We start from the raw sequence: 13,152 nt of genomic DNA, 5'->3' as shown, positions 1-13,152 counted from the left end.
CCGTTAAAGCGCAAAAAATGCTCGGCTGGTGCGAGCGGTATTGGCAATCAACTCTGCTAAGGGTTGGCCTTTGATATCGGCGATGGTTTGCGCAATGTGGGGTAAATATTGTGGCAGGTTACGGCTGGATTTAGGCTTAGGTCGCAAGCTTCTTGGTACAAGATAAGGACTGTCGGTTTCTATCATTAGGCGGTTATCTGGGATAACTTTAACCGCGTCATGCAGATGCAGGCCGCGGCGCTCGTCGCAGATCCAACCGGTGATGCCGATGTGCAAATCTAAATCTAAATAGGCGTGCAACTCTTCCTGCGTGCCGGTAAAGCAGTGCAGCACAGCGGCTGGAAGCTGGTCACGATAAGGTTTAAGAATTTCAATGAAGCGGGCACTGGCGTCGCGCTCATGCAAAAATACTGGCAGTTGCAGCTCTACCGCCTGTTCTAATTGTGCTGCAAAGACCTTGTCTTGGATCGGGCGCGGTGAAAAGTCACGGTTATAATCAAGGCCACACTCACCCACGGCTTTCACTTGTGGCAGAGCCCATAACTCGCGCAGGGCTGGCCAGGTATCTTGATCCACTGATTTCGCATCATGAGGATGCACCCCAGCCGTCGCATACAAATAATCAGGGTATTGCGCCGCAAGTTGAGCCGCTTGCTGGCTTTCTTGTAAACTGGTTCCCGTCACTATCATGGCGGTCACGCCCGCTTGCTGCGCAGCGGCAATCACCTCGGCGCGGTCTTTATCAAAGCGGGCATTGGTGAGGTTAATGCCGATATCTATCATCTAGTCTGTCACCTCTGGCTCATCTTCGCTCTTTTTGACATAAAAGCGTGAGAACAATAAACCAACTTCAAACAGCAATAACATAGGGATCGCGAGCATGGTTTGCGAAATGATATCCGGCGGCGTTAGTAGCATGCCAATAACAAACGCGGCCACCACTATATAAGGCCGCTTCGCTTTTAATTTCTCGGGGGTGGTCGCACCCGTCCAACACAATAATAGCGTGGCAATGGGAATTTCAAACGCTAGGCCAAAGGCAAAAAACAACTTTAATACAAAGTCTAGGTAACTACTGATATCCGTTGCTATGGTGACGCCCTCAGGCGCAACCGAGGTAAAAAACTGAAACACTAACGGGAACACCACGTAGTAGGCAAAAGCGATACCGCCATAAAAGAGTAAAGCGCTAAAGAAGACCAAGGGCGCAATCAGTTTCTTTTCATGCTGGTATAAACCGGGCGCAATAAAACCCCAAGCTTGATAGAGCAAATAGGGCATGGCCACAAAGATACTTAGTACGATAACCAGCTTAATTGGTGTGAAGAAAGGCGTTGCCACATCGGTCGCTATCATACTCGCACCGGCGGGTAGATGACTGGTTAATGGCTCAGCAATAAAGTGATAAATATCGTTAGCAAAGTACACCAAAGCGGAAAAAATCACTGCCACAGCAATAACCGCACGCAGCAAACGATTTCTTAATTCCATTAGGTGACTAATTAAAGGCGCAGCAGAATGCTCAGGGAGAGGCTCTGACATTTACTTTTTTTCCTGGCTCGCAACTGACGAAGTAGCGGATTCTTCAGATGATGGTGTTGACGTAGGTGGCTCCGCAGATGCGGGAGTAGCAACCTTAGATGACTCAACCGGGCTAGCGGTATTTGCCTCATTAGACGTTTCGCCGTAAGGGCGAGTAACCGATTGTGCCGCTTGCTTTAGGCTTTCTACCGACTGATGTAATTCGGGCGATAATCCCTCTAAGCCTTGTTGCTCGGCTTTGCGTAAGTTTTCATGCATCTCATGGATTTTTAGCTCTTGCGATAACTCATCTTTCATCGCATTCGCGGTTCCCTTTACGGTTCGAACCCAACCCATAACGGTGCGAATAGCAACAGGTAATCGCTCGGGCCCTAACACAACGAGGCCGATCACTGAGATTAATACTATCTCCCAAAAACCAATATCAAACATAGCAGGTTAACCCTGCTCTTTTTGCTTATTTTTCTCGTCGTTGGCAGCTAAGTCGGCTTGCTTTTTCTGTGCAGGATCAGCCAAGTTTTTGGTTTCGTTAGCACTCGTTTCATCATTCTCGCTCATGGCTTTTTTGAAGCCCTTGATCGCGCCGCCCAAGTCACCGCCCATGCCGCGTAACTTTTTAGTACCAAAAAGTAAAATTACAATCGCTGCAATAATCAGTAATTGCCAAATGCTAATACCACCCATAATGTCATCCTATTTATATGCTAATTGTTTAGTTAATTCTATTAAGTATAAGGCCACTGCATGACAAAATGCTTAACCCGACGCAATTTATTATTGAGCTTACCCTTTTGAGGTATGCCAATACGCTTTTAAACAGGCTAACCCGCCCAGCACAGCTGACACTTTGGCTAAACCATCTTGCTCACCATAGAGCACGGCGCCTCCAACAAGTAAGGCCCCCCCAATGATCACCCAAAAACGGCTTTTCGCCATATTGCGACTGTGTTGCTGGAATGCTAACTGCATTTGGGTAAGCTGTTGTTGCTGCGTTCTAAATTGTTTTAAGCCATCGTAAATCAATTCTGGAAATTCAGGTAGCTTTTCAGCCCAAAAGGGCGCTTTATCTTTAACCGCATTCACCACCGCCTTTGGTCCCACTTGCTGCATCATCCAATTTTCAAGAAACGGCTTAGCGGTTTTCCACAAATCTAATTGTGGATAAAGCTGGCGTCCTAAGCCTTCTATATACAACAAGGTTTTTTGCAGTAATACCAATTGCGGCTGGACCTTCATATTAAAGCGACGCGCGGTGTTAAACAGGTTAAGTAATACGTGGCCAAAAGAAATTTGCGCCAATGGCTTTTCAAAAATCGGCTCACACACGGCGCGAATAGCAAACTCAAACTCTTCGACCTTGGTATCCATTGGCACCCAACCCGAATCAACATGCAACTGCGCCACTTTGCGATAATCACGATTGAAAAAGGCCAAGAAGTTTTCCGCTAAATAGCGCTGATCTTCTTTATTTAAGGTGCCGACGATGCCGCAGTCGATACCTATCCACATCGGATCTTCGGGATGCTCGCGCGACACAAACACATTACCGGGGTGCATATCGGCATGGAAAAAGCTATCGCGAAAGACTTGGGCAAAAAAGGTTTCAACGCCGCGTTCAGCCAATAACTTCATGTTAGTGCCTTGCGCTTCAAGCGCAGCTATGTCCGATACCGGAATACCGTAAATACGCTCCATCACTAACACCCGATGGGTGCAATAATCACTATAAATTTCTGGCACATACAGCTCTTTAGAGCCTTCGAAGTTGCGCCTTAGCTGGATCGCATTTGCGCCTTCACGCATCAGATCCAACTCATCTATGATGGTTTTTTCGTATTCTTCAACCACTTCAACCGGACGCAAACGATCTGCTTCAGGTGCATATTTGGCGAGCACTTGAGCTAACAGTTTCATTAACTGGATGTCGGCTTTAATGACTTTGTCGATACCCGGTCGGATCACCTTGATCACGACTTCACGCGCATCTTGTTTTAAGGTAGCGGTATGCACTTGAGCAATGGAGGCGGATGCCAAAGGGGTCGCATCAAAATTGTCAAATAACGCTTCTACCTTAGCACCTAGGTGGCGCTCGATTTGCGCCACAGCAATCTCACCACAGAAGGGCTCAACTTGATCTTGTAGCAATGCCAATTGCTCGGCGTATTCCGGTGGCAATAAATCGCGCCGTGTTGACAGCATTTGCCCCAGCTTAATGTAAACCGGACCCAGCGCCTGCAGCGCTAAGCGACAGCGCTCGGGCAACGGCTTATCTTGATGCTCGTTACCCAGCCAAAATAACGCTTTACGCGCCAAGCGGCTGCCCATGGGCAGATGCTCGTAAGGAACCAATTCATCTAAACCGTAGTTTAAAAAGGTTTTAGTAATGGCGTACAAGCGGCCAAACTCGGTAAATTTCATCATTTCGCCACTTGCTCTACTAACTTGTCTAATCTTGCCAACACCTGTTCGCTTCGTTGCTCTAGCTGGCCAACTTGGTCACAAAAATAGGCCACCTCTAATGGGCTAGGTGCTAACCGATATTCTTCGGTGATCACCTCAGCAACATTACGCTGAATGCGACACAATTGGCGCCCAGCAAGCTGTTTTACTTGGCCAAGGCTGTAACAAAGCTTATGTGCCAACACATCACCAAGATAACGGGATAGTTCATCTTCCCAATCAATTTCCATTTCGGTGAGTAGCTGCGCAAATTGCTGTAATAATTGAATATCACCTTCCACTTCTAGCTTGTCTTGTTTGATCAAGCTGGTCGTTTTAGCACTGTCCTTAAGCTCATCTAATGCCGTGATCGACAACTTCACCAGTACATCGGGAGTGCCTTCAAATTCCCCTAGCACGTCGACTTGCTGTGCACTAATGACAAAATAAAAAGGTTTAGGTAACTCTTTTAATTCGATGGAGAAAACTTTGCCAGCTAATTTCTTGCGTCTTAATTGCCCTTGTCGATCCCATTGTTGCAGCGAATTGATGCCAGTTTCTACACCAGCGCTAATAAGATTCAATAAAGGCATATCCGACTCCTAGAATTTATAACCACGATGCAATGCGACAATGCCACCTGTCATATTGTAGTACTCAACGCCCTCAAAACCGGCCTCTTCCATCATCCCTTTCAAGGTGTCTTGATCGGGATGCATACGAATGCTTTCTGCCAAGTAGCGGTAGCTTTCCGCATCATTAGCTACAACTTTGCCCATGGCCGGTAAGATGTTGAACGAGTAAAAGTCATACAGCTTACTCAGCATAGGTTGTTCGGTTTTAGAAAACTCCAACACTAATAAGCGACCACCGGGTTTTAACACCCGAAACATAGAGCGGATCGCCTTGTCTTTGTCGGTCACATTGCGTAAGCCAAAGGCAATGGTGATTAAATCAAAATGATTGTCAGGGAAAGGCAGGGCTTCTGCGTTCGCTTGCACGTATTCAACATTACCTTCAATGCCAAGGTCGCGCAGCTTAGCGCGTCCCACTTTCAACATAGAGTCATTAATATCAGCAAGTACAACATGACCTTGAGCACCAACCACGCGGGAGAACTTAGCGGTTAAATCTCCGGTTCCTCCCGCCAGATCTAACACTTTTTGGCCGGGACGAATACCAGAGCAATCAATCGCAAAACGTTTCCAAATACGATGTATGCCAAATGACATAAAATCATTCATCACATCGTATTTTGTTGCCACCGAATGAAACACTTCTGCAACTTTTTCAACTTTTTCTGCTTTGGCAACAGTTTGATACCCAAAATGGGTGGTTTCGTCATGCATCGTTTTGTCAACCTGCTCCGTCATGGTGCATCCTTAAAATCCTAACTGGAGCGCTAGTTTACTTGATGGGGCGCTGTCACTCCAGCACTTAGCAAGGGACTTAGCAGGAACTTAGCAGGAACTTAGCAAGGACGAAAAGCACACTCAATATATCAACCAAACCCAACAGCAGACCTAAGCCGCTACGGTTGATCTTTCTAAACCATGAAGACTGTATGAAATATAGTTAATGTAAAAATTAAATTTCATTAAAATACAAAAAGTTAACAATAAAGCATTAAGAAAGACTGAGAAAAATACAGCTTATGTTCAGCTTATTTCGGCTAAACTAATTTTTGTACAAAGAAGAGAGTTTTACGGTCTCTCTGAGCATCCAACTAAAAGCTTGCTTGTTCATGATATACAACGAATTCGTACTTATGGGGATAAGGGGCGAATTCAATTTCCAGCAAAATGTAATCATGACAAGTGAGCTGCTTCAAAGATATTTCTGAATTATTTCTTACCGCTTTCACAGCCATAATAATCTCAACTACACTGATTCTAACTGTTTATTAAATCAGATTTTTCTTACTAGATACGCATCTGATTCCCTTTAGTTAATTGGGTGTTTATGTCCTTAGTATCAAAATTACTGTTGCTAATTAGCACCATAGTATTGGGTGTTATGCTGACTCTCGGCTTTTATATTATTCAAAATGTAAAAAAGGTCGATGATGAGCAATTACAACAGTTGCTGCACAGTTACCTCACGATGACAGAAAGCCGGTTTCATGATCGCGCGGAATTTTTGATTCACAATGCGACGGTAACTGCACAAAATCCAGACATTCATGACGTGCTGCAGCGCCACCAACCTCAAGATATCGCTAACCAATTAAACAATATCGTCGCACTCTATCCTTATCTTTCCTACATCTTGGTGCTTGATTTGGATGCCGATATTCTTGCGGCAAGCAATCGCAACAGCCAAGGCAGGTTACTCAACACCTTCACTTGGCTTGGCAAAACCAGTAACAACCACCCACTTTTTCCGGGCTTGTCTAACGCGCAAGCGCAATTAAGTCAGCCAAACATAGATCCTTTACTTCAAGAGCAAAAGCTTCATCAGTGGATAGTTGCCCCTGTCCAGCAAGAGGGCGATTTGCTCGGCTGGGTAGTGTTGTCTTTTGATTGGCAAACTGCCAGTGAAAATACCTTGCTAGAGCTCACTCAAGAACAACAAAACCATGGTACCCCCATTCTTAATGCCTTGATAACAGACAGCAACAACATCATCATTGTCAGCTCGGATCCGAGCCAAGAAGGCAGCCCGTTTAATCCTAGCGAAAAGGTTCGGGTGATAGGCAAAAGCATGAAGGTGGCAGATCAGGACATGGTCATGTATATCATTCATGATAAGGCTCAGCTCAATGCCACCATAGACAAATCGCAAACCTTACTGTTCTCTGTCGTTTTCCTCATGACACTGCTGTTGTTAGTGGGACTATATTGGGGCCTCAAACGCCAACTGTTTCGTCGCATTGAGATCTTACAGCAAGGCACCGAGCAACTTGATCAAGGTAACTTTAGCTACCAATTACCCGATCTCGGTAAAGACGAACTCGGCCATCTGGGCCACACCCTTAATCACTTAGCGCACAATCTAGAACACTCGCGCCATTTGCTTGAGCAAGAAAAGCAAAGCTTAGATGAAAAAATCCTTTCACGAACACAAGAATTAGAAGTGGCAAATGAAAAAGCCGAAGCCAGCACCAAAGCGAAAAGTGAATTCTTAGCGGCCATGAGCCATGAAATACGCACCCCGATGAACGGCGTGCTGGGCATGGCGCAGCTGCTGCAAAACTCAGGCCTAACGCCACAACAAAAAGAATATGCCGACATCCTTTACCAATCAGGTGCCTCGTTATTAATCATCATCAATGACATTTTAGACTTTTCTAAAATCGAAGCTGGCCAACTAAACTTAGACTACATGCCCTTTGATTTAGAAAAAGAATGTTATGAAACCTGCCAGTCCCTATCTCTGCAAGCAGACGAAAAAGGGCTTGAACTCATTCTAGATTACAGCCTTGATTGTCCCAGCATGGTGATCGGCGATGCTTACCGCATTCGCCAACTTCTTATCAACTTAATTGGTAATGCCATCAAGTTTACCGACCAAGGTCATATCACAGTCAATGTAGCCACAGAGCAAGACCAGTTTGGCCACAATATGTTTGCTATTTCGGTTGCAGACACAGGCATCGGCATACCCAGTCATATTCAGCCTCACTTGTTTTCCTCATTCACTCAAGCCGACTCTTCAACCACGCGAAAATATGGCGGAACAGGTTTAGGCTTAGCGATTTGTAAGCAACTTTGTGAACTGATGGGCGGCAGTATTTCATTGCGCAGCGAACTAGGCCAAGGCTCTTGTTTTACCCTGCATTTACCCTTGGGGTTGCATCAAACTATCGATCTTAAACCTAGCTTTACCATCGACAGAGCCAAGGTCTTAGTGGTTGATGATAACCCGCTGAATCTTGGTATTCTTGAACGTATGTTGGCACCACTGGAATTGGATTTAACCTTAATTGACAATCCACTTTCGGCACTGGCTCACCTAGAACAACAAGATACCGACTACCAACTGTTAATCACCGACTACCACATGCCTGAGCTAGACGGTGCGAGTTTCATCCAACAAACTCGAAGCATAGCGAAATACCAAGCCTTGCCAATTTTGGTGCTGTCTTCTTCCTGCCAATTGCAAGACCATGAAAAACTCAAACAAGCTGGCGCCACCAAGATATTAAGCAAACCGATTATCCGCACTATTTTGTATCCGGTCATCGACAACTTATTAAAATGCCAATCGGAACAAGCACCAACGCCACAACACGATAACGAGCCCCTAGCGCAACAACTGCAAGGCCATATTCTATTAGCCGAAGATGTGGTCACCAATCAACTTGTGGCGAGCGCCATGCTAGAGCAACTAGGCCTAGCTTTCGATATCGCCAACAACGGCCAACAAGCCCTCGAAAAGTGGCGTCAAGGCGGTTACGATCTGATCCTAATGGACTGTCAAATGCCGGTATTGGATGGCTATCAAGCCACCACCCGGATCCGCGCCGAAGAACGTGGCAAACCCATCCCAATCATCGCCTTAACCGCCAACGCCCTAGATGCCGATAGAACTCGTTGCTTTGATGTTGGCATGAATGATTTTCTGGCTAAACCTTTTGAACAACAAGCCCTAATACGTATTTTGCAGCACTGGCTAGCACCACAAGCCAACACACAGGTTCAAGCAGGGATTAACGAGACAGCAACTTCGCCCGCTGAAATTTTTCCAGAGCTAGCCACGCCGCCCGCTAACGACAAGGAGCCAATCATGGAGTCGAACAATTCAGCACTACCTGAGAGTCAATTTATTGATCGAAACGCCTTTGACAACCTTAAAAAGGCAATGGGACAAAACTTTAATATGTTAATCGAGGCCTTTGTCACCAGCCTTGACGAGCAACAGGCGAACCTGCCTAAACAGATCCAAGACAATGACCTACAGGCCTATATTCGTGAAGTTCATAGCATGAAATCCGCTAGTGCCAATTTTGGTTTCACCGCCTTTTCGGACTTAAACAAACAACTTGAGCTGGCCGGCTCGAAACAAGCCCAATTTGCCAGCGAAGCAGCATTAGCCGAACTAACCCAGCAAGCCAACCAGATTAAACGATGGCTAGCAGAACAGAGCTAGGTCACTTTGGCAAATGTAAAACTAAGTAAGTTTCAGGCAATTCGCTTGTAATTGGTTGCGCGCAGTAATACAAATCCTTAACCAACTGCGCGATCATTTTTTTAACATCATGAAAGAAATAAGCATCCGCACGGTCTACTTCAATGATATTGTGATTTACGGAGCTTATAACTTGATCGTTCGACTCATTTGGCTGCTCAGCTTAACCCTAAGCCTGCTACCAAGCTTGGCCAATGCCACCAGCACAGGTTGGTTAACCAATCCTCAACATCCGCCGCTACAAGTACAATTGGCACTAACGGGTCAAGCCGATGCAACAACCCAAACCGTCGCCGCAGTGCTGCAAGTCAAGTTAGCAGATGATTGGAAAACCTATTGGCAGTCACCGGGCGAAGGCGGAATTGCCCCCAGCGCCGATTGGCAAGATTCCACCAATGTGGATAGCGTCGAGTGGCTTTGGCCCGCACCGCAGCGTTTTAAAACCTTAGGGCTAGAAACCTTGGGCTATCAAGAAGCAGTCACCTTTCCGCTGCATATTAAAGTGAGCCAATTTGATGCACCCAGTCAGTTAAATGGCACCTTAACCTTACCCAGCTGCACCACGGTGTGCGTGCTCACCGACTATCAATTAGAACTGGACTTTAATCCTAGCGAGTTGAACCTCAACAGTCAGACCATGTATGCCTACAGCAAGGCCATGGCATTAGTGCCAATTCAAGATCCTAAGCTCGCCCAACTAACACACTTGCTCTGGCAACAAGACAGCCAGCAGCTTGCCTTTAGTATTGAATTGCCCAGCCAAGCCATTAGCTTGTCCGACCGCAGCGAAATTTTTGTCGTTGGCGACGCAGACACCTATTTCAAGATTGAACCCTTGCAACTTAGCCAAGGCGAACTGCGCGGTTTGATTAACGTTTCGGGCTGGCTCGGCGAAGTTAATCTCGATCAGCAAGTCATCAAGCTGGTGTTACTCGATGAACACAGCCAACCGCCCCTCGCCCTTGAGGTCACAGGCACAGTCCAAGCGGGTCAGTTTGCTTTAGCCGATTACCAAGCCAGCTCTAGCGCGGAGTTTAGTTGGCTCAGTATGCTACTGTTGGCCTTAGCCGGCGGCCTGATTTTAAATGTGATGCCTTGTGTACTTCCCGTTTTGGGCATGAAACTTAGCTCTATACTCACCGCTAAAGCGCAAACCCAGCGGCAAACCCGACTGCAATTTATCGCGTCGGCGCTGGGTATCATCAGCTCATTTTGGTTATTAGCGGGCGCGGTTTGGCTACTAAAACTAAGTGGGCAAACCATCGGCTGGGGCATTCAATTTCAACAGCCTTGGTTTATCGGCTTTATGGTTGTCGTCACCGGCTTGTTTGCCCTTAACATGCTGGGCTTATTTTCAATCCAACTGCCTAGCTCACTACAAACTAAATTAGCCACCACTGGGGGCCAGCATTATGGCGGACATTATTTGCAAGGCATGTTTGCTACCTTACTTGCCACTCCCTGTAGCGCGCCCTTTTTAGGCACCGCCGTTGCTTTTGCACTGGCCGCAGACAATACCAGCTTGTTTGTCATTTTTACCGCGCTCGGTATTGGCATGGCATTACCTTGGTTATTAATCGCAGCACTGCCGCAATTGGCCCATTATCTCCCCCGCCCCGGCCGTTGGATGAACCATATCAAGTTGGTGTTCGCCTTGATGTTGCTGGCCACCACGGTTTGGCTACTGAGCTTGTTATCTAGCTTTATTGGACCTTGGTTATGGGTAATTTACGGCGCACTGGCCATCGCTATTTGCGTATTAGTCAAACGTAAATTTGGCGCTAAAATCGCACTCATCGGTATTAGCATCAGCTTTCTCGGCCTAGGTTTGATTGGCATTGTCGCCGCATTAACCAGTGAACATTGGGCCTCGCCACTTAATCCTGATCTCGCTTGGCATATGCTTGAGCAGCAAGATATCGCGCAACAAGTTGCCCAAGGCAATACCGTGTTTGTTGATGTCACCGCCGACTGGTGTATTACCTGTAAGGCCAACAAGGTGGGCGTTATTTTGCAGCAGCCGGTCTATGATGCATTACAACAACCCCATATTTATTTAATGAAGGGGGATTGGACTAAGCCAGCGCCTCATATCAGTGACTTTTTAGAACAATATGGCCGCTACGGCATCCCTTTTAATATTGTCTTTGGCCCTAATGCGCCACAAGGCATCCCTTTATCTGTGATCCTCAGCAGCGATGATGTACTCGATGCCATCAATCGCGCTGGTACTCCGTTAACTCAATAGGAACTAGCCATGAACTCTCTAACCCGTCTATCAATTAGTGCTTTATTACTGGCTACTCCGCTAGTAAGTCCACTGGTGTATGCAGACTCATCAAGCTTTAGCGATGCCCAGCGCGAGGAACTTAAAACCTTGATCAAACAAGCGCTAGTTGACGATCCTAGTATCCTCAAAGAAGCCATCAATGCGCTGCAAGATTATGAAGAAACGCAAGCACAAAATGCCCAACAAGATTTTCTTAAAGGCCAAGCGCAGGCCATCTTTGCCAACCCCAACGACCCTTGGTTTGGCGCAGCAGAGCCTAAATTAGTGATGACTTACTTCACCGATTTTAACTGCCCTTACTGTAAACGTATCGAGCCCCATCTAACCAAGTTGGTTGAGGCTTTTCCAGAGCTGCAAATTCGCGTAAAAATGGTGCCATTACTGGGCGAAAGCTCTAAAGAAGCAGTACGATTTGCCCAAACCGTGTGGCAACATGAGCCGGAAAAGTACCTCCCCCTGAAAAAGCTGTTAATGGCTAAACCAAGCCGCCTAGACAGCGCTAGCATAGCCCAAGCAGCCAAAGCCACCGGCACTGAGCAATGGCTAGGCAAAGCAGATACCAACATCCAAACCATCATCAATAACAACATGAACCTGATGCAGGCATTAGGACTACGCGGCACGCCAAGCCTAGTATTCGCCGACCAAATTGTACCGGGCTTAGTGGATTATGAGCAGTTACATGCTGGGGTAGAAAAAGCGCTGGCGATGCAGGAATAAGCCATGGCCAAGACGAAATTAATCAAGTGGGCCAAGCAGGCCCTTTACCTAATCATCATGCTGACTGTCATCACCATGGCCATGGATTGGTGGCGCGGCCGTCATTTGGATAAACAAAACCTGCCGCCATTAACCGCCACCAGCATCCAAGGCGAAAACGTAAACTTGGCCGAGCTAAGTAAAGACCAAGCCGTATTGGTCTACTTTTGGGCAACTTGGTGTCAGGTGTGTAATTACGTGACGCCAGCGGTGAATAGCATCGCCAATCACAACCCGACCCTGAGTGTAGCCATTCGCTCTGGGGATGATGCGAGGCTAAACCAATATACCCAACATCATGAATATCAGTTTCACGTTATCAACGATCCCAGCGGTCAACTTAGCCAAATGTGGAACATAGCGGTCACGCCCACCATTATGGTGGTAAAAGATAATCAAATCGTACATTACACCACCGGCTTCACCAGCCTACCCGGACTGTGGTGGCGGATGATGTTTGCTTAACCCAGTCAAGCCGTTGGCTATGCCAACGGCTGGTGCAATAAAGGTTGCCACTGTGGGTGGCGCCTAAACATCACCTCCACATAGCTACATCGCGGCACAACTTGTAACCCCTCAAGTGCCGCAAAGGCCACCATGGCTTCCATCAATTGCATTGCAATTCCCTGCCCTCGGAATTGCTCAGGCACTAAGGTACTGTTGACATAAATCACCTCTCCCTCACGGGTGTAGGTCATCTCAGCACTATTTGGACCATCAGGCTCGGTATAAAAGCGGCCAGACTGCGCTTGTTGTTGGTGTCCTATCGACATAATGACTCCTAAGCACTGTTCGCTTATTTCTTGTTTGCTCTTATCTGGTTATAGCAATAATTGCGCGCTTCGGCCACGATGCACACCTGCTTTCATGCCCTTCAATCATGGAAAAATAAACTATACCCACTAAATAATCTGACATACCTCAGTCGAACAATAGAAATGCAACCATACTAAAACTTAAGTGACGTCACCTAACCATGGCACGGAGGAAAG

At 46.7% G+C, this 13,152-nt stretch carries 12 protein-coding genes; 4 read left to right on the top strand and 8 right to left on the bottom strand.

Annotation, left to right across the window (positions count from 1 at the left end; genetic code table 11):
* Positions 1–3: 3 nt before the first annotated feature.
* The 7 genes from ACK8OT_RS08105 to ubiE form a co-directional block, all read right to left on the bottom strand.
* Positions 4–783 (bottom strand): TatD family hydrolase, encoded by a 780-nt coding sequence (locus tag ACK8OT_RS08105; RefSeq protein ID WP_410195997.1) that lies wholly within the window; start codon positions 781–783, stop codon positions 4–6.
* A complete protein-coding gene (tatC, locus tag ACK8OT_RS08100) occupies positions 784–1,542 on the bottom strand; it encodes a twin-arginine translocase subunit TatC (protein ID WP_410195996.1) in 759 nt (252 codons plus the stop codon).
* A complete protein-coding gene (gene tatB / locus ACK8OT_RS08095) occupies positions 1,543–1,974 on the bottom strand; it encodes a Sec-independent protein translocase protein TatB (RefSeq protein WP_410195995.1) in 432 nt (143 codons plus the stop codon).
* A 6-nt stretch (positions 1,975–1,980) separates the two neighbouring features.
* On the bottom strand, positions 1,981–2,226 hold the full coding sequence (tatA, locus tag ACK8OT_RS08090) for a twin-arginine translocase TatA/TatE family subunit (RefSeq protein ID WP_410195994.1): 246 nt from the start codon (positions 2,224–2,226) through the stop codon (positions 1,981–1,983).
* Positions 2,227–2,325: 99 nt separating this feature from the next.
* The gene (gene ubiB, locus ACK8OT_RS08085; RefSeq protein WP_410195993.1) at positions 2,326–3,963 is read right to left on the bottom strand and encodes a ubiquinone biosynthesis regulatory protein kinase UbiB; all 1,638 of its coding nucleotides are present in this window, start codon (positions 3,961–3,963) and stop codon (positions 2,326–2,328) included.
* Positions 3,960–4,574 carry a ubiquinone biosynthesis accessory factor UbiJ gene (locus tag ACK8OT_RS08080; protein WP_410195992.1) on the bottom strand — a complete coding sequence of 205 codons (615 nt, stop codon included), beginning with the start codon at positions 4,572–4,574 and terminating at the stop codon, positions 3,960–3,962. The genes ubiB and ACK8OT_RS08080 overlap by 4 nt, the downstream gene beginning before the upstream one ends.
* Before the next feature lie 9 nt (positions 4,575–4,583).
* Positions 4,584–5,354 carry a bifunctional demethylmenaquinone methyltransferase/2-methoxy-6-polyprenyl-1,4-benzoquinol methylase UbiE gene (ubiE, locus tag ACK8OT_RS08075; protein ID WP_410195991.1) on the bottom strand — a complete coding sequence of 257 codons (771 nt, stop codon included), beginning with the start codon at positions 5,352–5,354 and terminating at the stop codon, positions 4,584–4,586.
* Positions 5,355–5,943: 589 nt separating this feature from the next.
* Between ubiE and ACK8OT_RS08070 the strand changes: the two genes are divergently transcribed.
* The 4 genes from ACK8OT_RS08070 to ACK8OT_RS08055 all read left to right on the top strand — a co-directional run bounded on the left by ACK8OT_RS08070 (position 5,944) and on the right by ACK8OT_RS08055 (position 12,625).
* Positions 5,944–9,072, top strand: a complete 3,129-nt coding sequence (locus ACK8OT_RS08070) for a response regulator (protein WP_410195990.1) — start codon at positions 5,944–5,946, stop codon at positions 9,070–9,072.
* Positions 9,073–9,244: 172 nt separating this feature from the next.
* On the top strand, positions 9,245–11,359 hold the full coding sequence (locus ACK8OT_RS08065; protein ID WP_410195989.1) for a protein-disulfide reductase DsbD family protein: 2,115 nt from the start codon (positions 9,245–9,247) through the stop codon (positions 11,357–11,359).
* A 9-nt stretch (positions 11,360–11,368) separates the two neighbouring features.
* Entirely contained in the window at positions 11,369–12,121 is a 753-nt protein-coding gene (locus ACK8OT_RS08060; RefSeq protein WP_410195988.1) for a DsbA family protein, read from the top strand.
* A 3-nt stretch (positions 12,122–12,124) separates the two neighbouring features.
* Positions 12,125–12,625 carry a protein disulfide oxidoreductase gene (locus ACK8OT_RS08055; RefSeq protein WP_410195987.1) on the top strand — a complete coding sequence of 167 codons (501 nt, stop codon included), beginning with the start codon at positions 12,125–12,127 and terminating at the stop codon, positions 12,623–12,625.
* A 17-nt stretch (positions 12,626–12,642) separates the two neighbouring features.
* Here the strand turns inward: ACK8OT_RS08055 and ACK8OT_RS08050 are convergent, their stop codons facing one another.
* Positions 12,643–12,933 (bottom strand): GNAT family N-acetyltransferase, encoded by a 291-nt coding sequence (locus ACK8OT_RS08050; RefSeq protein ID WP_410195986.1) that lies wholly within the window; start codon positions 12,931–12,933, stop codon positions 12,643–12,645.
* Between the last annotated feature and the right edge of the window lie 219 nt (positions 12,934–13,152).

The organism is Motilimonas thetidivivens, from assembly GCF_046452435.1.
Classification (GTDB): Bacteria; Pseudomonadota; Gammaproteobacteria; order Enterobacterales; family CBDFNC01; genus Motilimonas.
This window is presented reverse-complemented; position numbering and strand designations above follow the sequence as displayed.